The 24636-nt window shown below is 41.8% G+C and carries 21 protein-coding genes and 1 riboswitch; of the genes, 5 read left to right on the plus strand and 16 right to left on the minus strand.

Going from position 1 to position 24636, the window contains the following annotated elements:
* Positions 1-65: 65 nt before the first annotated feature.
* Complete coding sequence (porU2, locus tag FTD44_RS14175; protein ID WP_222167052.1) at positions 66-5078, minus strand: putative type IX secretion system sortase PorU2; 5013 nt, start codon at positions 5076-5078, stop codon at positions 66-68.
* Positions 5079-5090: 12 nt separating this feature from the next.
* Entirely contained in the window at positions 5091-6281 is a 1191-nt protein-coding gene (locus FTD44_RS14180; RefSeq protein ID WP_222167053.1) for a putative type IX sorting system protein PorV2, read from the minus strand.
* Positions 6282-6433: 152 nt separating this feature from the next.
* On the opposite strand from FTD44_RS14180, the gene tyrS reads away from it, so the two are divergent.
* On the plus strand, positions 6434-7717 hold the full coding sequence (tyrS, locus tag FTD44_RS14185) for a tyrosine--tRNA ligase (RefSeq protein ID WP_222167054.1): 1284 nt from the start codon (positions 6434-6436) through the stop codon (positions 7715-7717).
* A gap of 72 nt (positions 7718-7789) precedes the next feature.
* On the opposite strand, the gene FTD44_RS14190 is transcribed toward tyrS, so the two are convergent.
* The 8 genes from FTD44_RS14190 to FTD44_RS14225 all read right to left on the minus strand — a co-directional run bounded on the left by FTD44_RS14190 (position 7790) and on the right by FTD44_RS14225 (position 13131).
* Entirely contained in the window at positions 7790-8110 is a 321-nt protein-coding gene (locus tag FTD44_RS14190) for a hypothetical protein (protein ID WP_222167055.1), read from the minus strand.
* A gap of 65 nt (positions 8111-8175) precedes the next feature.
* Positions 8176-8544 (minus strand): rhodanese-like domain-containing protein, encoded by a 369-nt coding sequence (locus tag FTD44_RS14195; RefSeq protein WP_246625441.1) that lies wholly within the window; start codon positions 8542-8544, stop codon positions 8176-8178.
* Entirely contained in the window at positions 8541-8846 is a 306-nt protein-coding gene (locus tag FTD44_RS14200) for a DUF3817 domain-containing protein (RefSeq protein WP_222167056.1), read from the minus strand. The genes FTD44_RS14195 and FTD44_RS14200 overlap by 4 nt, the downstream gene beginning before the upstream one ends.
* A gap of 3 nt (positions 8847-8849) precedes the next feature.
* Positions 8850-9308, minus strand: a complete 459-nt coding sequence (locus FTD44_RS14205) for a hypothetical protein (protein WP_222167057.1) — start codon at positions 9306-9308, stop codon at positions 8850-8852.
* A gap of 68 nt (positions 9309-9376) precedes the next feature.
* On the minus strand, positions 9377-9970 hold the full coding sequence (locus tag FTD44_RS14210; protein WP_237559435.1) for a TetR/AcrR family transcriptional regulator: 594 nt from the start codon (positions 9968-9970) through the stop codon (positions 9377-9379).
* A gap of 120 nt (positions 9971-10090) precedes the next feature.
* On the minus strand, positions 10091-11737 hold the full coding sequence (locus tag FTD44_RS14215; RefSeq protein WP_222167058.1) for a ribonucleoside-diphosphate reductase subunit alpha: 1647 nt from the start codon (positions 11735-11737) through the stop codon (positions 10091-10093).
* A 3-nt stretch (positions 11738-11740) separates the two neighbouring features.
* Positions 11741-12133, minus strand: a complete 393-nt coding sequence (locus FTD44_RS14220; protein ID WP_222167059.1) for an acyl-CoA thioesterase — start codon at positions 12131-12133, stop codon at positions 11741-11743.
* 23 nt (positions 12134-12156) lie between these two features.
* A complete protein-coding gene (locus FTD44_RS14225) occupies positions 12157-13131 on the minus strand; it encodes a ribonucleotide-diphosphate reductase subunit beta (protein WP_222167060.1) in 975 nt (324 codons plus the stop codon).
* A 120-nt stretch (positions 13132-13251) separates the two neighbouring features.
* A riboswitch (cobalamin riboswitch) is annotated at positions 13252-13396 on the minus strand.
* Positions 13397-13609: 213 nt separating this feature from the next.
* On the opposite strand from FTD44_RS14225, the gene FTD44_RS14230 reads away from it, so the two are divergent.
* Positions 13610-14023: an NUDIX hydrolase gene (locus FTD44_RS14230; protein WP_222167061.1), complete on the plus strand. Its 414-nt coding sequence runs from the start codon at positions 13610-13612 to the stop codon at positions 14021-14023.
* A gap of 45 nt (positions 14024-14068) precedes the next feature.
* On the opposite strand, the gene FTD44_RS14235 is transcribed toward FTD44_RS14230, so the two are convergent.
* The 3 genes from FTD44_RS14235 to FTD44_RS14245 all read right to left on the minus strand — a co-directional run bounded on the left by FTD44_RS14235 (position 14069) and on the right by FTD44_RS14245 (position 17305).
* Entirely contained in the window at positions 14069-15514 is a 1446-nt protein-coding gene (locus tag FTD44_RS14235) for a hypothetical protein (RefSeq protein ID WP_222167062.1), read from the minus strand.
* 848 nt (positions 15515-16362) lie between these two features.
* Entirely contained in the window at positions 16363-17061 is a 699-nt protein-coding gene (locus FTD44_RS14240; RefSeq protein WP_222167063.1) for a hypothetical protein, read from the minus strand.
* A gap of 4 nt (positions 17062-17065) precedes the next feature.
* Entirely contained in the window at positions 17066-17305 is a 240-nt protein-coding gene (locus FTD44_RS14245) for a DUF4287 domain-containing protein (protein ID WP_222167064.1), read from the minus strand.
* A 640-nt stretch (positions 17306-17945) separates the two neighbouring features.
* On the opposite strand from FTD44_RS14245, the gene FTD44_RS14250 reads away from it, so the two are divergent.
* On the plus strand, positions 17946-18503 hold the full coding sequence (locus FTD44_RS14250; protein WP_222167065.1) for a hypothetical protein: 558 nt from the start codon (positions 17946-17948) through the stop codon (positions 18501-18503).
* A 229-nt stretch (positions 18504-18732) separates the two neighbouring features.
* Here the strand turns inward: FTD44_RS14250 and kwaB are convergent, their stop codons facing one another.
* Both kwaB and kwaA read right to left on the minus strand, forming a co-directional pair.
* Positions 18733-19710 carry an anti-phage protein KwaB gene (gene kwaB, locus FTD44_RS14255; RefSeq protein ID WP_222167066.1) on the minus strand — a complete coding sequence of 326 codons (978 nt, stop codon included), beginning with the start codon at positions 19708-19710 and terminating at the stop codon, positions 18733-18735.
* Positions 19703-20287 (minus strand): anti-phage protein KwaA, encoded by a 585-nt coding sequence (gene kwaA, locus FTD44_RS14260; protein WP_222167067.1) that lies wholly within the window; start codon positions 20285-20287, stop codon positions 19703-19705. The genes kwaB and kwaA overlap by 8 nt, the downstream gene beginning before the upstream one ends.
* Positions 20288-20582: 295 nt before the next feature.
* Between kwaA and FTD44_RS14265 the strand changes: the two genes are divergently transcribed.
* Together FTD44_RS14265 and FTD44_RS14270 are read left to right on the plus strand one after the other, a co-directional pair.
* Positions 20583-21269, plus strand: a complete 687-nt coding sequence (locus tag FTD44_RS14265; protein ID WP_222167068.1) for a hypothetical protein — start codon at positions 20583-20585, stop codon at positions 21267-21269.
* A gap of 146 nt (positions 21270-21415) precedes the next feature.
* Positions 21416-22690, plus strand: a complete 1275-nt coding sequence (locus FTD44_RS14270; protein ID WP_222167069.1) for a hypothetical protein — start codon at positions 21416-21418, stop codon at positions 22688-22690.
* A 162-nt stretch (positions 22691-22852) separates the two neighbouring features.
* On the opposite strand, the gene aspS is transcribed toward FTD44_RS14270, so the two are convergent.
* Entirely contained in the window at positions 22853-24622 is a 1770-nt protein-coding gene (gene aspS, locus FTD44_RS14275) for an aspartate--tRNA ligase (RefSeq protein ID WP_222167070.1), read from the minus strand.
* Between the last annotated feature and the right edge of the window lie 14 nt (positions 24623-24636).

The raw sequence follows: 24636 nt of genomic DNA on the forward strand, positions 1-24636 counted from the left end.
TCCTCCGGGGTAAAGGTACAGTCTAAATTTAATAAAAAAAGACCATCAGAGGATGGCCTTTTTTATTAACGCATTATATACAGTTTCCCGTAACCGTTCTTGAAGAACTTATCTACTGCATTATTTTTGTTCAGTTCAATATCCTCTCCCTGACTATTGTTGGTGATTACACGGTACAGGTACACGCCATTACCCAGCAATTGACCATACTGGTCTCTTCCGTCCCATCGGTAATCAGTGATATTTCTGCCGATATGGAGGTTGCCCAGTTCAGACTTCGTGATCTCTTTTACAACTTTACCGGTAACCGAAATAATCTGGATTTTGAACTGGCTTGGTATCTCTGAGCCGGTCATGGTAAACACAAATTGTGTTGCTGTAGAGAACGGGTTAGGATAGTTCAGCACATTGGTGATGGTTGGTTTGTTAAACACCACGAATCCGATTTCATATTTCTTGTTGGTTGCCCCAACCGTGTTGCCGGCTTTATCTTTGGCCGCCACCTGGATAGTATAAGTATTGTCCGCCAGTGTTGGTCTGTATTCAATATAGGCCTCATTCTTACCATTGCTTTCCGCAGGAATGAACTTACAGATTGTACCATCAAACGGAATGGTTACAAAAGTCGGGTCCGTTTCACTATTCATACTCAATTGGATCAATGCCGTATCATTGATCAGGTTATGTTTGTTTTCATCCTTCAGTAAAATACGGATCAGCGGTCGGGCCGACACTATATCTTTATTCAGGATGTGTACCCCGTCAAAGGTTACATCCATGATCGGGTTGATCAGGTCTGACTGCACTTTGAATGGAAGATAGCCCAGGTTGTTCGGATGATATTCTTCCGGCTGGTCCTGATCAGGATTCGCCTCAACATACAATACATTTTTACCGGAATAAGCTGAAGGGTTGTACTGGAACTGGGCTACCAGCGTATCGCCTGCTGCTAAAGGTTTGTACCGTACCGAAGCCAGAGTATGGGTTACGTTGCTGGCATCAATAAGTTTGTATCGTACCAGCATGCTATCCATCGGCAGATGACTGATATTCTCAATACCCAGTTTCAGAGACAGTTGCTCTCCCTGCTGAATAGAATCTTTGAATTCCATGGCTACCAGCTGATTCAATGCTGCCTCTGGTAAAGGTGTATACAGTACACGCCAGTAGCGCAGATCAGAAGGGGTAGACAAGGTACTATCCTTGGTATACCATTCCATACGCAGCTTTTTGTACTGTGCAGCATCGATACCGCTAAGGGAAGTATCCATATTCATAGTAGAAAATAATAAGGTCTCTGTTGCAAAATCCGGTCCGGAGAGTCCATATACATTTACAGAATTACTGTCATAGTCCAGGTGGTTATCTCTCGATTTTATCTGCCACAGCAGTTTCGTCCATGACTTGGCAGGTCCGATCACTACACTGTTCATATTACCATTATCATCGTACGAATTGAAATCGCGGTCAATATCAATTTTGGAATCGGGCAGAGCACCGACCACCTGCGATGGAACAAATGCCTGATAGCCCTTACGGCCAAAAAATATAAAAGGCTTACGACTTGTAAATTGGTCGATTTCTGTGAAACCCAGGCTTTTTACTTTATGGTACAAAGACTGTCCGCTACCATAGGTGAGTGTATCGTTCATCCAGGTATCAATATACGTTTCTCCAGAGGTTGTCGTCATAATTGATTTCATCATTACATAAGTCCCGTCCGGTATACTCTGGATAAAATCCATTGCACTTTTACGCCCCTGAGCAGTCGTAGTCGGGAACTCGATATGATACATACGGTTTAAACATACTGGAGTGCTGCCCGGATACTGACCTGTATTGACTGTTGCGGTAGCTGTGAGCGGACTGATCAGTACAAATTGTACCCCTCCTTCAAATACACAACCGGCATTACCCAGGTTGATATTATTCAGGAAGTTTGAGCTATATGTCGAACTAAAACCGAATACCTGGTTTAATACTCGTAAATTATTATCCTTGGCTCCGAATTCAAACTGAGGATTAGCTTCTGTTAAGTCCAGTCCTACTCTTGTGTTTTTGGCATACTGATAGTAATGCGACTGGTTCCATCCATCAGAACCATTGGCCAGGTAGATGAATGAACTATTGTTCCATACATACTGTCCATTAATTAAGGTGTCAATGGTCGTGCGCCAGTAATACACTGTACTGTCTGCCATCTGGAAGGGAACCGTCCACTTGATTACACCACCCATACTTGTAACATTCTTAGTCTGCTTCATCGGACTGTTGAATCGCTCTGTAGTATCCAGTTCCATGATAAAACGTGTCTCATGCAGGAATGGATTGAGGGTAGAGGCCTTCAGCTCAATATTCTGCTGATGTACGATGGAAAAGTTGTAGGGATATACGGGGGTAAGGTTGTTTTCAGAAATATACAGTTGCAGAGTAGCGCTATTGTTGGCAAATGAAATCTCATCATAGACCTCATTTTTATTGATGCGTATGGTATAATTGTTCAGGCCAACATCAGTAAGTGGATTGACAGGCACATTGAACGACAGTTGTTGCTGATTCAGGATCTTTACTTTTATGGAGTCCTGGAACAGCACTACAGAAGAACCTACTTTCGTATGGGTCAGGTATACATATACAGAATCATTGATCGCTTTTCCGAGGTTATATACTGTTGCCCTCAGGGTAAATGTATCGATAGTTGTATTGACAATAGCCGGGTTGCTGGATAAAAGCGATTCGTCTACATAGTAGTCCGGTTTGTCAGGATTGTATACAGATAAGCCCGGATCACCTTGCAGCAACATATTCTGCGAGTGAATAGAGGTGAAAATATTGCCGGGATTTACATTCTGCAGATTTTCAATATTGCTACGGTATTGCTGGCCCAGCGTTTTGCCGTAATTTTTATACGCAAAATTCTGGTACATCCCCCTCATATAATTAGCCAGGTAGCTGGTCCATCCGAAGTTATCGCAGGCAATCATAGCAATAGAGCCACCATTAGGCACATCAATATAGCGCTCACTGATTGTCCTCGTCGTACTTGGCGTGAAAATATTCGCAATATCACAGCCATGTGCCATAAACACCGGGAAGCGAGGTTTTGAATTGGTATTCTCAGGGTTATTCAGGTTATAATCAAATCCACTGGCCGATGCATGGCCGAAAAAGTTAACGTATTGTACTCCTGATCTCATCAGCGAATCGATCTGGGCACTGGCGTTCTCTATAACATCTGTAGAGCTTTTTCCTGTTGTGATGATTGTTGCACCGGTAAGGGTATCTTCGATAATCGCTTTACAGGCATTCAGGCCTGCGTACAATTCTGCTTGTAAAGTAACGCCCTGTGAACCGGCAATATGGAGTCCTTTCTTTTTCCATAAACTATTGGTGAGGTTAGGGACAGCAGGCGTTTTGATGGCTTCTTCGTAAGATTTTACCTTCTCCAGGTAATTCGCAATTTCAGTATTATTCTGTACAGAAATCCTGCCTATGGCAATTGATGGGATATTACTGTAGCCGATTTCCGCCAACAGGTTATCCGATCCCGGTGTTCCTAGTGTAGGGACCATAGGATATGAGTAAGTGGCAGGATTAGATACATAATCTCTTATGTATTCATAACTGATTCCCTTGCCGATAATAAGCATATACTCCGGCTTATTGCTCCAGCTGCTGCTGCTTTGGGCGTATTTCAGGAATCGTTTTATAGACAGTCCGTTATATTCATAACCATAGCCGAACTGGTCATAAAGATCATTGGCTTCTATGACTACCGCCTGGAAAGCGCCACCGGCTGCAGAACCACGATAAGATTTATAATCTGCAATAGCACTGTTCGGCATGTTTATATAAGCCTTATCTGTAAGGATAAGATAATTACCCTGGTTAGCACTTTGGGTATAATTCTTAAACGTAACCGGGATCAGTGTGGTGATTGTTTTAGGTGCCTGAGCATAATAAATACTTCTGCTGTTGCCACCAGTTGCCGGTAATACAACATTAACTGTGCCGGAACCATTGATGTGGTAAATATTGTTGGTGGCCTGGTCAAATACGTAATGCGTATTGCTGCTGGTATTGGTTAAGGTGAGCAATTGTACCGCATTGTTGGCGGCTACATCAAAATTAAGGCTGGATACCGATCCGAAGTTGAATGTGCGTGGATAGTATAGTCCCGCCTTCTGTACGGTAAAGCCATATTGCTGAATATTGGAAACCGTAATGGTATTACTGTTGTTCAGGGAAGCACTGTTGATATTGAAGTTTCTCCGTACAAGCGTGTAAGGTGCCAGGCCCGAGGTGTCTAATACCATGGTCCCGTTAATGTAATACTGCAGGTTATTGCCGTTCAATTTGGAATTCCATAAGGTTACCGTCTGTAAAATAGAGCTGGCACCGGTATAGATATTTGGTGTATTATAGGTAAGATTAAGTGGTGCAAATGAGGTAATGCCCCAACCTTCACCTTTATCATTTTTAGCTGAATAGTAATAGACTAGCTCTGTGCCTGTATAATAAGATTCTCCCTGGGCAAAGCTACTGCGCAAAGACGTGGTCGGTAAGGCTGTAGTCATACAATAAGGTTCTGCAGCCGGCGGAGTGCCTGGCATTACATTATTGTTCAGCGTCAGGCGGGCATTATTACCAGTAGTGTTGAAGGTAATAAAGTAATACGCCGTATCAGAAATACCGTTGACATCCACATCAGGCTGGTCGCCCGGATTGTTATACAGTTCTGTGTCCATCTTGCCATTGGCCTTCGTGCCATAGAACTCTATATAGTCATTGCTGCCTAAGGCACCGTTACTGCTCACATATACCGGTACTTGTACCCCCTCGCGGAATACTGAGAATTGTGTACCCTGTACACTACCCATACCATAGCTTTGTAAGGCAGCATAGGGTATGCGGTAAATACCGTTTTCTCCAACTTTAACTTTAAAATAGGTCTGGTTATAATTGATCCATTCATTCCCGTAAGGCTGGGCATAGGCGCCGTACCCGGAGAGTAGTATTACCGCCGCAAACGAAGCCGGCAGCAATTGTTTTAGTTTTTTGTAGATATTAAATTGCATGGTGTGCAGGAATTAAGGTTTAACAGGTGTAGAAGATGGTTCAGGCGCAGGTTGGGGTACAACAGGTACATCCTGCGGGTTTGCCGTATTCTTTTTCTGTTTATTAAAATTCAGTTTCAGAGAAACAACATGAGAATATAAAGGGTTGTCCTGCATATTCAGGCTGGTAAAAGCATAGTCAATATGCAATTGTTTGATCTTGAACCCTACACCGATTGCCGGTTGAAATACAAAGTACTTATTTCTATTAGTCGTATCGGTATTGTCGCCGGTCTGGTACATATTACTGATACCCCCGCGCAGGAAGATTGTATTTTTATAAGAAGCTTCCAGTCCCAGTCTCGGGTCTATGCTGATCGGTTTACCACTGATCAACGCCTGCCTTTTACCATCGGTAGTAAGGTCTGCCCCCAGTTCTGTATACAACTGAAAATCTTTCTTCGGCTTCAGGAAGTGATAGCCGAACCCGATATTCAATCTCGGGTTCATCACCTCATAGGATTTGATCGGAATTTCATTGCCGGTTTTGCTGAACACTTCTTTTTCCTTTTCGGTAAGATGGAAACTCCAGGAAGTAATAGTAGTCGTTATATCTCTCGCCATCACCCCGAACTGCCACTGGCCGGAGCGGATCTTCAGACCCAGGTCCAGGCCGGCACCCCATGCATTAGCCATACTGCCCACATTACGGTAGAGTACTTTGGCATTGGCACCCAGGCTTGCTTCAGTATTCTTTTTATGCTTAAACCAGTCCAGTTGCTGTGCATAACTGAAGGTAAAGGCATAATCACCTGCCGAGATCGCCTTCAGCTTACTATCATCAAAAGAGCCATCAGGCTGTACATAATCAAGTGTGTAGGGGATATTATCTGTGGCAAAACGTATGAAGGATATACCGATCATGCGTTTTTTATCTTTCAGTTTCATGGCCAGTGCACCGAAATCATATTTCGATATACCACCAAAATATTCGGCATGCATCAGGCCCAGTTCCGCATCATTCTGCATATTGGCCAGTCCGGCAGGGTTCCAGTAGGTAGAATATACATCGCCGGTAGCGGCAGATTGTGCACCACCCATGCTTAATCCTCTTGCTCCTACACCGATGTTCAGGTACTCATTCACATAAATACGAGATTGTGCATTAATGGCTAGGGGAAAACATGTTATAAATGATAAAATGTGTAAATTTCTTATTTTCATTTCCTTTCTGATGCTTGAGGTTTGAGTACTTAACGACAAAAATACTAAAAAAATTACGAGTTATATACTAACAAAATGTAATTCATTTACTACAAGAACGTGTTGACGGTTCCGATATTTCTCAATAAATTTGCGAACCTTAATGTTTAACAATGAAGAACTTTATTCCGGAATTACGGGAGCGTGGATTGCTGCAGGATATGATTCCTGGTACAGAAGAATTATTAGAGAAAGAACTGGTCAGCGGTTATGTGGGCTTTGACCCGACTGCCGACAGTCTGCATATAGGAAGCATGTTGCCCATTATATTATTAAAGCACATGCAGCTGGCAGGACATAAGCCTATCGCATTGATCGGTGGGGCCACCGGCATGATTGGTGACCCGACCGGTAAATCGGCGGAGCGTAACCTGCTGGATGAAGCAACCATCGAAAAGAATATTGCCGGCATCCGTAAGCAGCTGGAGAAGTTCATTGACTTTGATGAGCACCTGGCTAATAAGGCAGAGATCGTGAATAATAATGACTGGATCGGCAAATTCTCCTTCCTGGATTTTATCCGCGATGTGGGCAAGCATATTACCGTGAATTATATGCTGGCTAAAGATTCTGTACAAAAGCGCCTGGAGTACGGCCTGTCTTTTACAGAGTTTACCTACCAGTTGATTCAGGGTTATGACTTCTTTCACCTGTATACAACACAGGGCGTAAAACTGCAGTTCGGTGGTGGTGATCAGTGGGGTAATATCGTTACGGGTACAGAGTTTATTCGCCGCAAAGCTCAGGGCGAAGCTTTTGCCTTTACCTGTCCGTTGCTGAAAAAAGCGGATGGAGGTAAGTTTGGTAAAACCGAAAGCGGAAACATCTGGCTGGATCGTAATAAAACATCACCATATGTATTCTATCAATACTGGTTGAATGTAACTGATGATGATGCGAAGAACCTGATCAGAATATTTACGTTCATCCCGGTTGCAGAGATCAATGCCCTGATTGCAGAGCATGAGACCGCACCGCACCTGCGTCTGTTGCAAAAACGTCTGGCTGAGGAAGTGACCACTATGGTACACTCTAAAGAAGACCTGGAGTTTGCACAGCAGGCTACAGAGATCTTGTTTGGGAAAGCTACGGAAGAAGCGCTGACCGCATTAAGCGAGCAGCAATTGCTGGAAGTGATGGATGGTGTACCACAGGTAACTTATAGCAAAGCGGCATTGGAAGGAGAGGGTATAGACCTGATCACTTTCTTTGCGGAAAGCGGTATCTTCCCTTCTAAAGGAGAAGCCCGTAAGATGCTGCAAAGCGGTGGGGTGAGTATGAATAAAAATAAAATTCAGGGTATTGAAGCACGCCTGGAGGCTACTCAGTTACTGAATGATAAATATGTATTGTTCCAGAAAGGTAAGAAACAATATTACCTGGCTGTGTTTGAATAATACAAATGCACTTTACTAAAAAAGGGACTGATCGAAGATCAGTCCCTTTTTTAGTAAATGTTATGCTGATTGTTATTGCATTCTTGTTTTCTGGCTTCTTACATATTGTGCCGCAATTGCGGCCAATTCGGGCCATCTGTCTTTATGTGCAAAAGGTACCTGTATCCATTCTTTCATCGGGCGGCCCTTGCCGGAAGGGTCGAACAGCAATGCACCTTCCAGTTGCTGTGCCTCTTCCCGTATGGTTCCAGTCAGTTTAAAAACCATTGCCTCCTGGAAAAAGCTGGCAAATGCTTTCCCTTCAATTTTAAAACAAGGCTTACCAAACATCTGGCTGGATACAGCATTGGGTACAGATTGTCCGATCTGTTCGTATGTCTCTATTGCATTCATATTTGCTGAGTATGATCACAAAAGTATATCAATTCTGCATAAAACGATACTACAGTAGAGCACATTTATTTTGCGATAGCAGCTTTAATCACCTGTTCCAGATCCGCCCAGGCACCACCATTATATACATGCTTAAAGCCCCTTTCTTCTAAGAGTTGCTGCACTTTTACACTCCTTAATCCGTGCGAGCATACAGTAATATATGTTTTGGCAGTATCTAATTCTGTATAGCGTTCGCGTATCGTTCCCAGCGATATATTGACCGAGCCTTCAATATGTCCGGTCGCATACTCCTGTGGTGTGCGCACATCGAGTATTACAGCCCCGCGCTCGATTAATTGGTCCAGACCTTTAGTCATGGTCGCATAGCGATAGGTTCGGTAACCAGCATAGATCAGCAACAATGTACTGGTAATAATAATTATAGCTTTCATTGTTTACGTAAAATCTGACGGTCTATATAAAAGGTTCCGAATGGGATAATGCAGGCCAGCAGTACCTTCCAGGTAGTAGTCCGGAAGCGCCAGCGTTGTTCTATACCTGTGCTTACAGTATTGAATACAAAGAGCAGGAATAAGGCGCCGTGTACAGAGCCCATGAGTTGTACCGGTTGCGGATACTGGAACAGGTATTTCAGTGGCATGGCAATAAACAACAGCAGGATAAGGGAGATTCCCTCCAGGAATGCAATGATGCGCAGCCTGCCGATCTTCGTTTTAAATAAGGATACAAGCATAATTTATCTGATATATGGTCTGGTGGCAAAGGGAGAAAAGGGCCAGGGAATGGCGATAAAAATAATCAGTAAGGCAAGTGCATACCACAAAGCCATGGTACGGAATTTATTCCGGTCGCTGTTCTGCCTTTTGGACAGCGATGAACCTATGGTGATGAGTATAATCGCGATCAGCATAAGTATTGCGTGTATCAGACTGAAAAAGGTAATGTCGAACTGCTGCCTGGCCTCTGCGTTATGCTCCCGGAAAAATCGGGTTATAGGGCTTTGTGCATAGAGCAATATACCGGCAATTAGCTGTATATGCGCAATGGTAGCGGTCCAGTGGCGAATAGCATTATCCGTTTTGCCAAAGTTGCGCTGTTTCCATAAACCGGTACAGGCAGTAATCAGTGAGAGAATAAGGCTCAGCAATACCAGCCAGCGGAGCAAAGAGTGATAAACAGTAAGTGTCTGATACATGATTTTCAGTTGACAGGGCAAAGGTAAATTAAAAAACATACCAATTAGTATGTTTTGTGTCAAAAAAATTACCTCAGCATATTGAGATAGTTTTTTAGCTCCTTCAGATAAGGAAGATATACCGATTTACTGTTCTCCAATTTGCCGAAATTACGAATACCCCAATAGCCAGACATAACGAAGAGTGTTACCTGGCGGGCATTTACATCCTTACGGACAATGCCTTTTTTCTTGCCTTCATTCAGGGAATCAATCATTACCTTTTGCCATTGCTGGTTCAGTTCATTTAACGCCTTGCTGAAATCTTTGTTCCACGGTGTCATTTCCTGGGTCAGGTTAGCTGCAGGGCAGCCATATTCTACTTTCAGAAAATCATTTTCCATCAGCAGTCCATGCATCATATCATATATGGTATTCAGTGGGTCTGCGGCATGTTTAAACGGACCAATGAAACCCTCTGTGAGTGTGGGTTTCAGGATCTCGTTCACGATTGCTTCGCCCATTTCATCTTTATTTTTGAAATGGTAATAAAAGGCCCCTTTAGTGACCTGTGTTGTCGCCAGTATATCATCTATACTTGTGGTCTGATAACCCCTGGTATAGATCAGTTCAAATGCCTTCTGAAGGATATGCAGCCGGGTGGCTGCCGCTTTTTTCATCATGATTTTTGCGTTATGCTCTGGTGTAAGCGGAAGTGTAATTTACAGCTTTACACAGAATTGAGGGCATAAAAAATGCTCATACAGAGATGAGCATTTTTCCGTTATGGCATTCATAAGTGTTTACGATTCACAACTGCTGCAGGTAACCAGATTGTTCACCAGTTCTTTCGATACGCTCTGGCTACGTTGGTAATACAGCGTTTTAACACCCAGTTTCCATGCCTCGATCATCAGGCGGTTTACATCTTTGATCGGCATATTGGATGGGATGTTCAGGTTCAGACTCTGTGCCTGGTCTATAAAGCCCTGGCGGATAGATGCCTGCTGAATGATCTCCAGTTGAGATATTTCTTTGAATGTTTTGAATACATCTTTTTCCTGTTGTGTCAGCTCTGTAATATGCTGTACACTACCATTGTTCAGCATGATGCCTCTCCAGATTTCTTCATTATCCAGACCTTTCTCTTCCAGCAAAGCTTTCAGGTACTTGTTCTTACGCATGAAGTTACCTTTCGACAGACCAGCTTTGTAATAGTTACTGCTGAATGGTTCAATGCCCGGAGAGCACTGGCCCAGGATCGCCGAAGATGAAGTCGTAGGCGCAATCGCCAGCAGGGTAGTATTTCTTCTTCCATATCCTTTCAGAATTTCCGGTTCGCCGTAGATATAGCTCAGCTCCGCCGTTGCTTTTTCCGATTTTTCGTGGATATGTTTAAAGATCTCGTTGGTCAGTTGTTTGGCGCGCAGCCCTTCAAAAGGAATACGGTTTTTCTGCAGGTATGAGTGCCAGCCCAGCACACCAAGGCCCAGGGCACGGTGTCTTTTGGCAAAGCGGTTCGCTGCAGCCAGGTAATAATTGTCTTCTGTTTTTACGATAAACTCCTGCAATACCGCATCCAGGAAGAAGATGGCCATTTTTACCGCTTCTGTATCTTTCCATTCATCATACAGCTCCAGGTTCATGGAAGACAGGCAGCAGATAAATGATTCGTCGATTGTAGACGGCAGGGCAATCTCAGAACACAGGTTACTGGCATTGATCTGCAGGCTCAGGTCTTTGTATACCTGCGGCTTGTTACGGTTTACATTATCGGAGAAGAACAGGTATGGTAAACCTTTCTGCTGGCGCGATTCCAGGACTTTAGCCCAGATCTCACGCTTCTGCATATCACCGTCGATCATTTCCTGCATCCAGTAATCCGGAATACATACCGCGAAGAACAGGTTCTGAATCGGGTGGCCAATGTTCTTAATGTTTAAAAATTCTTCTACATCCGGATGGTCGATATCCAGGTAGGCAGCAAAAGCCCCGCGGCGTACGCCACCCTGAGAGATCGTATCCATAGCCGTATCGAACAGTTTCATGAAAGAAACCGCACCGCTACTTTTACCATTATCGGTTACCGCAGTACCACGGGCACGCAGTCCGCCGAAATAGCCGGAGGTACCACCGCCGATCTTGGTCTGCATGATCACCTCGCCCAGTTTATGGGTAATACCTTCGATATGGTCCGGGATATGTACATTAAAGCAGGAAATCGGTAAGCCCCTTTCGGTACCCATATTGGCCCAGATCGGAGAGCTCAGGCTCATCCAGCCTTTCTCGATCAGCTCCTTAAAACCTTCTTTATATTCCGGTTTGTACAGGCGCTGTGCTGCTGCACCGGCAATACGGTCAATAGCACCCTCTACGGTTTCACCTTTCAGTAAGTAGCCTCTGTTTAATATTTGCTCACTTTCTTCATTGAGCCACCATAATCTTTCCATATCTTAATCTAATATTTTAATGGGCTTTTTATTTTCGTCGATCGCTACGAAGGTAAACATACCGCTGATCGATTTTTTGCGTTCTTCGCTGAACATGGTTTCCTGGAAAATCTCTACCGATACCTTAAGGCTGGTATTACCAATCTCGGTAATGCGGCCCACCAGTTCTATGATCGTATCGGCAGGAATAGATTCCTTGAAATCGATCTGGCTGGAGGAGATCGTCACCATTCTTTTACGGCTGAAACGGGTAGCTGCAATAAAGGCTACTTCATCCATCATATGCATGGCCGTACCACCGAATAAGGTGTTGTAGTGATTGGTTGTATTCGGGAAAACCACTTTAAAGATGCGGGTTTCCGCATTCTTGATTCTTTCTTCTATACTTAAGTTCATCTTATGGGATCGTTGAATTAGGATTAGAACAGGTCCATTGCAGTTATACTCTTATCGTGTTTGGTGTAGTCTACCGGGCGTTTTGCAAAGAAATCGTCCAGGCTATTGGCAAACACTTCTTCTTCAAACCACTGCATCGGCATATATTCCGCTTCAGAAATATTATAGATTTTAGACAGGCCGATTTTTGCCAAGCTATCGTCAATACGGTATTTCATAAAGTTCAGGATATCATTTTTGCTGATCTTTTCCAGGTCGCCGTCTTCGAAAATCCAGTCCAGGATTTCTGATTCGATCAACAGCGATTCTTTCACAATCTCCTGTATCTGCGCTTCTTTGATCGTATCCAGGTATTCAGGGAATTCTTTTTTGATCTGGTTGATGATGTAGATACCCGCATTCGCATGCAATTGCTCATCTACAGAAGTCCATGCAATGATGTTGCTGGTATTCTTCATGTATCCTTTGAAACGGGTAAAGTACAGGATGATCGCGAACTGGCTGAATAAAGATACATTTTCGATCAGGATGGTAAATAATACCAGTGAAGTAATGTATTCCTGAGGCTCATCGCTTTTTGCATTTTTCAAAGCTGCGCCCAGGTACTGGATACGTTTTTTGATGGCCGGAATGTCCAGTATCTTTTCAAACTCACTGCTGTAGCCTAGCACTTCCAGCAGGCGGGAGTAGGCTTCAGAGTGGCGGAATTCACATTCTGCAAAAGTACTGCCCAGTCCGTTAAATTCCGGTTTAGGCAAGTGCAGGTACAGGTTACCCCAGAAGGTTTTTACACTTACCTCGATCTGTGCGATCGCTAGCAGGCTTTTCTTGATGGCCTGTTGCTCAGCAAAGTTCAGGTGAGAGTGGAAGTCCTGGAGATCTGCGGTAAAGTCAACCTCTGAGTGTACCCAGAAGGATTTGTTGATCGCATCGGTAAATTGCAGCACCTCCGGATATTCGAAAGGCTTATAATTTTGTCTGAAGTCGAAAATACTCATAGCGTTTACTTTTTACGTGAACAGTTTATTATGTTTTATATCGCAAAAAGCAGGGTCAGCGTACTGGTGTATGGCCAGAGCGGCATACACAGAGTGGCAGACTTGCTTTTAAGCGAAAGCAAAAATCGTTGGTATTAAACAGGCATCCTGGCTTATACACACAGTGTATTTACAGTTGCGCTACAGCTCGTGAGTTACACACGATTCCCCTGGTTTCAGTTCGGTATGCGGTTACATACTAAATGTTTAATACCCATTAAGAACCTTTCGGTTTCCAAAGGTAATATCCCGTACTTTATTTTAAGAAAGGAGATATGCACAGCGTGTTGATAATGTTGGGAAAGGTAGGCCTGTATTGACTTTACGCATGCTGGATAAGTGCAGGGGCTGTTTTGGACATAGCCCCGGTCTCAAAGCCTTTACTGGCTGGGCAGTAGGTGGCAGAACCGTATTTTTTGATACCTTTGGAACATATATTATGAGCACATTATTTAACGTTCGGGTATACGGAATCGTGATCAACGAACAGCAGGAGGTACTGTTGAGCGAGGAACAATACGGCAAGCATCATTTTGTGAAATTCCCGGGAGGGGGACTGGATTACGGAGAAGGCGCGATTGAGTGTATACACCGTGAATTTGAAGAGGAGTTGTGTTTACGCATCAAACACTGTACCCATTTCTATACCACCGATTTCTTCCAGAAGTCTATGATGGACGATACCCAGATCATCAGCATTTATTATATCGTAGAGCTGGAAGAAGGGCAGGAGATACCTGCACATTCCGATACCGGTATTTTATATTTTCATCCGATCAATGAAAGCCTGGAATCAAAGCTGAGCCTGCCGATCGATAAGGTGGTGGGGAGGATGTTGGAGAATAAAGTGTAAAAAGAGGTCTGGCAATTTAATTGTCAGACCTCTTTTTACACTTTGCTAATTGGATGCTTTAAAGATGTCCAGTTCATAGCCAAGCTGAATCTGATAAAAATTGTATTTATTATTTTCAAGTAGCCAGTTGCGTCTAAATCTCCAGAACATTTTGGAATCAGTATTAATTTTAAAAAAAACATTGAACCAGACAGTATTATAAGCATTAGCAAACATATCATTATACTCAAATCGTTTGTTAGATATATCAATCCACCTGCGATCATACCCAAACGATAAGCCATATCTTGAGTCTGGTTTAATTTCACACATGATTCCGAATCCGTAAGAAGTTGTATTGACTCTAGAGATATTCTGACTTTGTAGTTGTGTTATCGTTCCTTGAATGATTTTTAAAGAATCAGCAACAGGAGTGGAGCCATAAGCAAAATTTCCATTAAGTTGAAAATTTAGTTTTCTATTTTGAAGATTAAGTTTAAACAGATTTAGATCCATGCCAAAACTCCATTGCTGATACTGCAGTACTTTCAATGGATTTAATGTGAAGTGATTTGTACTGTCTACCAAACTCTTGTTCTTATCCAAATCAAATGAATCCAAATATAAATACCTATTGTTTTCTTCAATTTTGTTTAGAGATAATCGTGGTTCTATAAAAGCAAACATTCCACCATATATGCCATTCTCGTTAACTATTTCACTTAATGGCTCAACTTTTCCGGTAAGTATATTTATTTTTTTTGACACTTCAATTTGTACTAATCCATTTGGTTCATTATCGCTCAAGCCTCTAAAGTCTGTGTATGCTCTCGCTGTTAGTATTCGAGAACGCTTTTCTTTTTTTAGCTCTACAATGGAGTTAGGCTCACTTAATTCTACTTTGCAATTAGTGGGGCTATAGTCTTCATTGTCGGTTTCTGAAACAACTTTATAATCAAGTATATTACTCAGCATAAAGTAAGCGTTGTGGGATTTGCTGTTTATAAAGTCACTCTCTACAAATGAAGAATCAGGAATATTTTGTGTAGCTTTTTTATAAAGTGTATTTATTAATTCTCTTGTATTTCCAGAGTATATCCTCATAAGGCTAAATCGGTCTGGGTCAAACTTTCCGGTAATGCTTATAGGTTTATTATTGCGAAACCTGATTGTATTAGTGCCATATACTTGCGTGTATTCATTTACAACAGGTAAAAGGTCTGCAAAGATGTTTTTTATACCTCCATCTTCAAACTCAACAGTGACATTTTTGATCTCAAATTTTACTGGAATAAATAAAGCGGCATTGGCTGTTTCCTTGACACATTTACATCTTTTTTTAGAACAACAATTTGATTTAATACCGTTACTTTTTTGACCAGAGGTTATGCTTTGGTTTGTTTTCCTATAGGGGACCTCGATATTTATATCGATGAATTTTCTCTTTAGAGTTATATATGCAGTGACGGGTTCATCGTCCTGAAATTCTGCTCTCGCTTTGATCTCATACATAATTTCTAAAGCCTTATGATCTACATCGGTACTTAATTTTTCAAATGGTGTATTATTTTTTAAATATAAGTCCGCTAGTTCATTCCGGAAAATTTCTTTAAATTCTTCTTCTTTAAATTCAGGAAATGGTATTTCTTTACTTGCCTGGGGTTCTGAAACATTTTGTAGGAAGGCTTTATATATTGATAGTAATTCCGTTACACTGTACCTATCTGTTTTTGATGCACCTTCAAATATATCCTTGCCATGTTATTCTGCTATTTTGAATGTTTTTAAGTCCCGCAATGTAATTTGGAAGCAGAGCAATAGTATCTATAATTTCATCTCCTGCATTTTTTAAAAAATCAGATGTCTCTTTTGCCTTTTTACTAGAATCAACGGTTGTCACTGCATTTAAAAAGAATTCTGTTCGTAGAAATTTTCCGTGTCAATATCTGCAATAGGATTAGGCTGTGTTAGGGTTGATAATTTTAAGGTATGTATATTGCCATCCCTTTTGTATTGGTATTGAAAGACCTGGCGTTTAAATACAAAGCTACCATAAAGTGTTTTTTGGGAGTTTGAGTAAAAGCAGAAAATGCGATTAGAGAAATCGAGACAAAGAAGATTAGTTTCTTCATAAAAAGTGATTTTGAAGGTTAAATAGTACTCATTGCAAAACACTCCTTCTGATTCAATCCATAATTATTCTGTTTTTTATGGATAATATTGTACAATAAAAATACTTCTTCAACCCTACCTCTGTCAAGGGTATTTCTCCCGTTCTTAAAGGGGGAAATATACATACCATAAAAGAGCATAGCCCCGGCCGAAGGCCGGGGCTATGCTCTTTTATGGTTGATAATGCGTTATTTATAATACACAATCTGCCGCTCCGTGATCATTGTCTTGCCGTTTACATGGTCCAGTCTCAGTGTCCAGTTATGATTGCTGTCTGATTGCATGTAGTGATAAGTCGTCTGTATAATACTGTCCTTATTATTTAATACTTTGAATGTATCGGAGGCGGCGACCAGGTTTTCCTGGGCATCATATTTCATGCCGCGTAAGTACGTCGATCGGTCATTGTTATCCACAACGCGGGTATGCGTCAAATGGCCCATTGCATTAACCTGGTTGTACAGTTTTTTCTGCAGGTTATTATTGATATAACAGTGTGCTTCCTGCGCATAAAAATCCAGCAAATAGCTGAATATAACCCATTGCTCCTCCTGCCCGGTGGCCATATCCGTATTCGTTGTATTGCCAATGCGCCCATTGATGTAAGAGGGTACAGACTTCGCCAGCAGTTTGCCGGAGGCATCATAGATGTTATACTGTAACTCATCACCTTGCTCCGAAAAAACAAATTGATGTTTGTGGCCCTCCGCTTGCTCCGATAATTTGCGGCCTTTGGCATCTGCCGGATAGGAAGTGAGGCGCAATTCTTTGACCTTCCCATGCAGGTTATGAGAAGTCCAGCCGTTGTACTTAATTTTGGTTTCATTTTGCTGTGTAAAACTGAATAGTGCACACAATGCCAGTAGGTATAATATTCCTTTCTTCATGCGATTATTTTGGGTTTTCTTCCTGTTTCAGATACAAGGTCGTTAAAGTTCTGGCCCAGTAGCGGGGCACATTATATTCCTGTTGCAGATGCGCTACCACATCATTCGACTTTTTGTCCTTTGCCTGAAAGGCATCCAGTATCCCGATCCATGTTGCGATCTCCTTTCCCGTTTTCTCGATCACCTGCTCATTGCTCACATTCCAGTAGTCCTGTTTCATACTTAATGATTTATACTGATGCATATTAATACATTTTTTGAATTGTACCGACACAAATGCGCATAAAAAAATCATCATCTCCGGAATGCCCGGAGATGATGACCCTCTCTTCATTGAATACAGCTCATCTGTACACTTGCAATTTAATGCCTTACAAAGGTAAGCTGTTCGGGCAGGGGCTACGCCGGGTGTTTCACCCCTTTATAAAGGGTGTGCCGGAGTGGGGAGGAGGTAGTAATAACAATTCGGTACTGCTCCGACAGATTTTCCTTCTGACTGCATCATAACTCACTCTGACTACATAATAATTCGTTCTGATGGTATCATAATCTGTTCTGTTCATAAAATATTTTCTTCTGTCAGCATCATAATGCATACTGCTGGTAACATAATTCGTTCTGTCTGTGTCATAATCCACTCTGGCTGTCAAATAATCCATGCTGTAATCATATTTATTCATACTGCTGGCAGGTAACATAACTATGCACAGGCAATAATTTAGTTGGTTGATGAAAATAAATCAAGAAGAAAATGCTGATAGTCAATATGCTGTAAGAAAATAATGAAATCGTTTACAGTACTGCATTGTAAGGTTTTTTTGATACTTATATTTGAGTAGCAAAACCTTTGCGATACCTATTGTAAATCATTAAACTAAAATGCTATGAATCAGAAAGAAGTCAATTTTCTGTCGATGTGCCGTTCGGTACAGCAGGTGCTGGACACTTACAAGACAACCTGGTGGGCTGTCCCGGTTTTTGTCCAGAATGTCGAAATGTTTACACAGCTGGTCAGCGAGCTGTCTACAGCTGCTAAAGGAGCAGAGCTACGCTCAACAGGTGTTACGGAGCATAAACTGGACACCGAAGTCCGGGCTGTGCAACTGGCGGTGAATCTGGCGAAAAGGGCCAGCGTTTATGCACTGGATACCAATAATCCGGCATTGCATGATCAGTTAAGGATCTCCCGGACAGCTTTAATCCAGCGACCCGATAACCTTACCCTGTCTAAACTACGGGATGTTTACACCCGCCTTCAGGCACTGGCCGCACAATTGCAGCCTTACTTTATTACAGAAACCGATCTGAACAATCTGAACGAACTGAACAATGCGTTTGAGCAACAGATCAGCCGACCGCGTACCACGATTGTGGAGCGCAAGACGTACAATCAGGAGCATATACCAGAGCAGATTGCGCAGTCTGCGCCTCTGCCTGTATAAGATCGACAGCCTTATGAACCTGTTTTCCGATACTGCCCTGGAGCGGGAATACAGGTCTGCACGCATGATCCAGAACCTGGGCAGCCGCTTTGAGCAAAACCCGGAGGAGGGTATGGAGGAATAGTTGAATAGATAAAGGAGCCGGGAGACTCCTTTATCTATTGTTGAATTATATTTGTGACTCGCACTAAGCATAGGAGCTAGTGGGGTAGTGATATCTAACTTTACATTATTCCCCACCATTTTCTATTTGTGTATTGTCTTCAACAGATATATCATCTTTCGCCAAACTATCATAGTATAACTTTGTTAGTTCAGATGTTAGTAGGTCGTCATTCAAAATTTTGATTAACAAATCTTTAGATACTCGAGTGTCTAAAAGAAACTGTGTTCCTTCTTCATTATATCTCATCCTATTTCTAGTAAAAGGATGAGTCTTTGCAAATTCAATAATGTTTGCATTTGGTATATTATTTTTGATCACAGGTGAGTTCCTAGCTACTTTTGTTAGTTTCCTAGCGAAGCTTATGTTGTTTACAAGTTCCTCAAGTGCTGTAATGTTATTAATTAGCTGCATTTCACTAATCACACTTAAGCTAATGGCTGCCTCTCTTGTGATAATATCATAAAAGCCAAAACTTCTCTCAATAGCGTTTAAGTCAATTATAATAATTTCACCCGCAACCCTCATTAATTGGAATTTGGGTGTAATTCTTAATAGCTGATCTTCAAATCTTTCAAGTCGTTGATTATGTTTCATAAAAAGGTAACCACCTCTTCCAATAACTTCAACTGAAGAGAGTTTTTTATACAGCGTTACCTCGTTAGAATCATCAGCAATAACAACAATAAGAGAATTGATATCTGATAATTGATGAGAATTAAAATTAAAGGTTTGCAAATTATCATTTCCAATAACTTCCTGTAACATTTGTAATTCTTGTGGCACTTCTAAATCATATTGATAAAAGCATCTTCCCCTTTCGTCAGCAGTTGACAGTTGTAATACAGCATAATCATCCTTTGAAATGACAAAATTTTGTATTGCATCAAGGAATATGTTTTTTAATATCGGTAAATCATCGCCTTTAATATCTAGCTTTTGAGGTTCTTCAATATTATTAATGTTAGCATAAAATATGATTTGCAGTTCTCCTTCAGGGTTATTTACAAATTCGAGGGCGATATCTAATTCTTGTTTATTCATTTTGCTTTACTTTATATGCGTAATAAATTCGCTCATCGAGTTTAAAGTATTTTACTCGATCGTTTTCTGTTAATTTATTTCTACTAATTATTATTTTATTTTGTCTATTTTCTCCATTTCTAAATTCCCCATCTACTTTATAAATCTTGAATTGAAGTATTGCTAATGTGGGATTTGCATAAAATATATCTGTTCTGATATATATTGAGCCGATAGCGAGAAGAAGGATAAAGAAAACAATTACATACCTTATGTTTTCGAATTGAAAACAAACAAGTGGAATAATATATGTAGTTAAAAAAGTTAAGTGTTCATAATCTATATTTTCAATTGCAATTATTTTAAAAGAAAGTTCTGGGGTTCCTTTCATTTTAAAAGCAAAATCAGAATAAGAAATACATCCAATTATTAAGGCAAGCAAGCAAATTGCAGGGATAGTATTTGTTTTTAATAGAGTTGAAAATCCAACAAATGAACAGTCTTTTGAAAAGCAAATTGGTATTTTAGCTGTTATTATTATAATTAAAACAAATAACAACCATAATGATAAAAAGAAGAGCCCAATTTTTCTAATCATAGAATATAGATAATTTTTTGGATCATTATTGTTACTTGTTATGTAAAGTAAAATTAACTTCCGGTAATTGGTTATCAATGATATCATTCACCCTTTTACCTTCCGTCTTTTTCCCCTTGACTTTCTCCAGAATAAAACAGGTCCCTAAAGTGTGAGTAAATGTAATTGCCTATACATAAGGGATTCACTTTTTCGTTATCCTACAAAAACAATACAAAAGTTAGCTTGCATTAAGGACAAATAGCAATAGATGGGCTTTACCTTTACTGCCTTACTAATGCCAAACTTCAAGCCTATGAAAAGAAGAAAACAAGCCATCATTGCCTTGTCGGCACTGCTCTTATGCGCAGAATGCTGCTCCTTTTATATGTTTAAAAAGCATCGGCCATCTACAGCGGTACTACAGCCGCAGGCGCAGCGGCAGATCACCTTCCCGGGTAATATACACCGAACTATCAACTTCCTGGACACCGCAGATTTCAGGAAACGGCCGCAGGCCTGTGTGTACAGCTGGGCTAAGGAAACTACTACACCGGCAGAGATGGAGCGGCTCTTAAACGGCTTCGGTATTAGGAATATCAATAATAAAGCGCATTTGCTGTGCACGATTCTCTATTGCAACAGGGATGAGGTTGCGTACAGTTTAAAAGCAGAAAATATATACGGTATATTGGTGATTACCAATGATGAGCAGGGGTATATGTACACGCAGCTGTTCCGGAGAAACGGCGCACACTTTGACCACCTTAGAGCATTCGATGCCAAAATCTGGAGACTGTATTGCAAGATGCAGGATGATATAGCGAAGGTCTTAAGCGGCAGGAAAACAGACCTGGGTTATTCCGTAAATATTGGATTTAAAGAATCGACATACAAAGAAGCCCGTAGAGGACTTGAAACAGATCTGTTGCAGGAGGCGATCGATAAGGCCTTAGATACACTTGCTACCGTAACAGAAATGCCTTTGTCTCCGGACCAGTGATGTCAAACCAAACCAAAGTATGGCATTGAAATGTTAATGGGATAATACGGTGAAAAAACAGTACAAAAGTTAGTGCGACTCAAAGACAGGTTGAAAACAGATGGTTTTAGTTTTACTGCTTTAATCAAACCAAATATTTCAGACCTATGAAAAAAGCAAAACTAATCATCATCGCTTTGTCCGTACTGCTGCTATGTGCAGGAATGGTTACCTTTTATTCCTGTAGTAAAGAGGCCCAGCCCGGACAATGTGGATACGGGCCAACCGTACTAAAGTCGCATATACAGAAGCAGATTACTTTTCCGAACAAATTAAGTAAAACGGTCAGTTTTTTGGATATGAATGAATATAGGAATCGCCCGGATGCATGTATATATGCCTGGGCTGAAGAAAGTACTACACCAAAAGAAATGGTACAGATATTAAATAGTTTTGGAATTTCAGAAATACATAACCCGGATAATCTGTTAGGAATTATTACTTATTATAATAGCGATTCCACACCATACCGCTTAGATAATGATTTGATTTATGGCTTCCTTTTATTGACCACTGATGATAAAGGCTATATGTATACACAGGTATTCCAGAGAAAGGGTAACGACTTTGTGCATCTTCCTCAGTTTGACTCAAAAATCTGGAAACTTTATATGGATCAGCGTAATGATTTGGCTCAAATCCTGAATGGAAGAAAAACAAACCTGGGATATGCCGTGAGGATTATTTATAGACAGAGCAGTTATAAACAAGCAAGAATAGGTACAAGGACTAACTCTTTTCAACACCAGATAAGCAATGAATTAAAAGGATTGTCTACATTGGAGTACAGTAATGCGATTATGAGAAAGTTTACTGAGCCGGAACATGCAGGAAATAGAAAATGTACTATAGATGAGTGTAAAGTAACGGGAAATGGTCATTGTTCTGATGCCTTCCCGTCAGAAATCGCTTTTTGTGATGAGGATAAAACCATAGGGGAGACCTGTGGCGGAAAAGTGGCCTACCAGATTGCTGCTGCAACAAATAATAATGTGATGAATGCGACGGTTCACTTTCGGGATTATGTATTAAGTCAATCCAGCTATGGAATACACTTTACAGAAGACCTGGAATATGTAGGATACATTTTTACACAGCACTTATCTGTTGCTGACGCAGTAGAAGTGGTGGGTGTTATGGAAAGTACTATTTATCCATTAGCGCGAAAGTTAATCAGTCCTGATGTACTGGATGATAACAGTATATTTATTACTGCTCCTCAGGCTACTACATTGCAAAATATCATTACCCGCATTCGCGCAGTATCAGATGATCGATTGTATCAGGAGATCCTGGATGAGATGAGTGCTAATGTTACTTATGTACAGGGAAAGACAACGGTACAGGTCTATACAGATCTGGTGCCTGGTCAAGGTTCATAAAAAAGAAAAAAAGAGCAGCGCACTTATCAGAATAAGTGCGCTGCTCTTTTTTATGTTATACAATGGAGGAGATTCCTCGATTGCACTATGTTTCACTCGGAATGACGTATTACGCGGGATTCCCCGTATTTCACTCGGAATGACTTTATGTGAAGTATTTCCTTACAGATTTACCTTCAATTTCAGTTCATCCAGTTGCTTAGGCTCTACATGTGCCGGAGCATCCAGCATCACATCACGTCCGGAGTTGTTTTTAGGGAAAGCAATAAAATCACGGATGCTTTCTTCACCACCCAGCAGGGCACACAGACGGTCGAAACCGAATGCCAGTCCGCCGTGTGGAGGCGCACCGTACTCGAAGGCACCTAATAAGAAGCCAAATTGCTCCTGGCTTTCTTCTTTGCTCATGCCTAAAGCGGCAAACATTTTCTCCTGCAATTCTCTCTGATAGATACGGATAGAGCCACCACCGATCTCCGTACCGTTCAGTACGATATCGTAGGCATTGGCATTGATCTCGCCAAAACGGCTCTGATCGTTCATCAGTTCAATATGCTCTGGTTTCGGTGCGGTGAACGGATGGTGCTTGGCATACCAGCGGTTATCTTCTTCGTTATGTTCAAACAACGGGAAGTCTAAAACCCACAGCGGAGCAAACTCTTCCGGATTGCGCAGACCCAGTCTTTCGCCCATTTCCAGGCGCAGGGTGGCCATAGCGGCACGGGTACGGTCTTCACCGCCGGCCAGCATCAGGATGATATCTCCTGCCTGAGCGCCACAGGATTCTGCAATCGCTTTCTGACGATCTTCGTCGAAGAATTTGTCAACAGAACTCTTATAAGTACCGTCGGTATTACATTTGATGAACAACAACCCGGTCATGCCGATCTGTGGGCGTTTAACCCACTCCGTCAGTTCATCAGTTTGTTTACGCGTATACTCTGCACCATTAGGCACGCAGATGGCTAAGATACTTTCCGCCTCATTAGTTACCTTGAAGTCTACACCGTTCAGGGCTTCACAATGTACGGTATTGCTGACTTTCAGGTTCTGGATCTTCATTCCGAAACGGATATCCGGCTTGTCATTACCATAGTCACGCATAGATTCGTGCCAGGTCATGCGCGGAAATGCATCGTTGATCTCCAGTCCTTTAATTTCTTTAAAGATATGCTTGAACATGCCTTCGAAGGTTTGCAGGATATCTTCCTGTTCTACGAAGCTCATTTCACAGTCGATCTGGGTAAATTCCGGCTGGCGGTCTGCACGCAGATCCTCATCACGGAAACATTTTACCACCTGGTAGTATTTATCATAACCGCTCACCATCAGCAATTGCTTAAAGGTCTGCGGGCTTTGCGGCAGGGCATAAAACTGACCTTCGTTCATACGTGATGGTACGATGAAGTCACGGGCACCTTCCGGGGTAGATTTGATCAGGAATGGTGTTTCGATATCCATAAATCCTTGCTCATGCAGGTAGTTACGGGCAGCACGGTTTACCTGGTAACGCAGCTCCAGGTTACGGCGCAGGGTAGGGCGACGCAGATCCAGGTAGCGGTATTTCATACGCAGCTCGTCACCACCATCAGTTTCTTCTTCGATGGTGAATGGCGGTACCGCAGATTTGTTCAGGATGGTATATTCCGTTACTTCAATTTCAATATCACCGGTTGGTAATTTAGGGTTCTTGCTGCTGCGCTCGATCACCTTGCCTTTTGCCTGGATCACGTATTCGCGGCCCAGTGGGTTCTCGTTCAGCTGTGCAGTCATGGCCTCATTAAAGTATAGCTGGGTGATACCATAACGGTCACGCAGGTCTACGAAAGTGATGCTTCCGAATTTACGGGCGATCTGCACCCAGCCGCTCAGGCTTACTTCCTCATTGATATGTGTAGCGCGGAGTTCCCCGCAATTGTGCGAACGATACATTATAATATGTTGTA

This window comes from Edaphocola aurantiacus, from assembly GCF_019797745.1.
Classification (GTDB): domain Bacteria; phylum Bacteroidota; class Bacteroidia; order Chitinophagales; family Chitinophagaceae; genus Edaphocola; species Edaphocola aurantiacus.

Bases quoted from the DNA above. Each gene is read 5' to 3' on its own strand.
- FTD44_RS14200 (WP_222167056.1), bottom strand. From the start codon at position 8,846: ATGCTTGTATCCTTATTTAAAACGAAGATCGGCAGGCTGCGCATCATT.
- FTD44_RS14205 (WP_222167057.1), bottom strand. From the start codon at position 9,308: ATGTATCAGACACTTACTGTTTATCACTCTTTGCTCCGCTGGCTGGTA.
- FTD44_RS14230 (WP_222167061.1), top strand. From the start codon at position 13,610: ATGAGCACATTATTTAACGTTCGGGTATACGGAATCGTGATCAACGAA.
- FTD44_RS14235 (WP_222167062.1), bottom strand. From the start codon at position 15,514: ATGTATGAGATCAAAGCGAGAGCAGAATTTCAGGACGATGAACCCGTC.
- FTD44_RS14195 (WP_246625441.1), bottom strand. From the start codon at position 8,544: ATGAAAGCTATAATTATTATTACCAGTACATTGTTGCTGATCTATGCT.
- kwaB (WP_222167066.1), bottom strand. From the start codon at position 19,710: ATGAATAAACAAGAATTAGATATCGCCCTCGAATTTGTAAATAACCCT.
- aspS (WP_222167070.1), bottom strand. From the start codon at position 24,622: ATGTATCGTTCGCACAATTGCGGGGAACTCCGCGCTACACATATCAAT.
- FTD44_RS14215 (WP_222167058.1), bottom strand. From the start codon at position 11,737: ATGGAAAGATTATGGTGGCTCAATGAAGAAAGTGAGCAAATATTAAAC.
- FTD44_RS14210 (WP_237559435.1), bottom strand. From the start codon at position 9,970: ATGATGAAAAAAGCGGCAGCCACCCGGCTGCATATCCTTCAGAAGGCA.
- FTD44_RS14240 (WP_222167063.1), bottom strand. From the start codon at position 17,061: ATGAAGAAAGGAATATTATACCTACTGGCATTGTGTGCACTATTCAGT.
- FTD44_RS14220 (WP_222167059.1), bottom strand. From the start codon at position 12,133: ATGAACTTAAGTATAGAAGAAAGAATCAAGAATGCGGAAACCCGCATC.
- FTD44_RS14270 (WP_222167069.1), top strand. From the start codon at position 21,416: ATGAAAAAAGCAAAACTAATCATCATCGCTTTGTCCGTACTGCTGCTA.
- kwaA (WP_222167067.1), bottom strand. From the start codon at position 20,287: ATGATTAGAAAAATTGGGCTCTTCTTTTTATCATTATGGTTGTTATTT.
- FTD44_RS14265 (WP_222167068.1), top strand. From the start codon at position 20,583: ATGAAAAGAAGAAAACAAGCCATCATTGCCTTGTCGGCACTGCTCTTA.
- FTD44_RS14245 (WP_222167064.1), bottom strand. From the start codon at position 17,305: ATGCATCAGTATAAATCATTAAGTATGAAACAGGACTACTGGAATGTG.
- FTD44_RS14225 (WP_222167060.1), bottom strand. From the start codon at position 13,131: ATGAGTATTTTCGACTTCAGACAAAATTATAAGCCTTTCGAATATCCG.
- tyrS (WP_222167054.1), top strand. From the start codon at position 6,434: ATGAAGAACTTTATTCCGGAATTACGGGAGCGTGGATTGCTGCAGGAT.
- FTD44_RS14190 (WP_222167055.1), bottom strand. From the start codon at position 8,110: ATGAATGCAATAGAGACATACGAACAGATCGGACAATCTGTACCCAAT.
- FTD44_RS14250 (WP_222167065.1), top strand. From the start codon at position 17,946: ATGAATCAGAAAGAAGTCAATTTTCTGTCGATGTGCCGTTCGGTACAG.
- FTD44_RS14180 (WP_222167053.1), bottom strand. From the start codon at position 6,281: ATGAAAATAAGAAATTTACACATTTTATCATTTATAACATGTTTTCCC.
- porU2 (WP_222167052.1), bottom strand. From the start codon at position 5,078: ATGCAATTTAATATCTACAAAAAACTAAAACAATTGCTGCCGGCTTCG.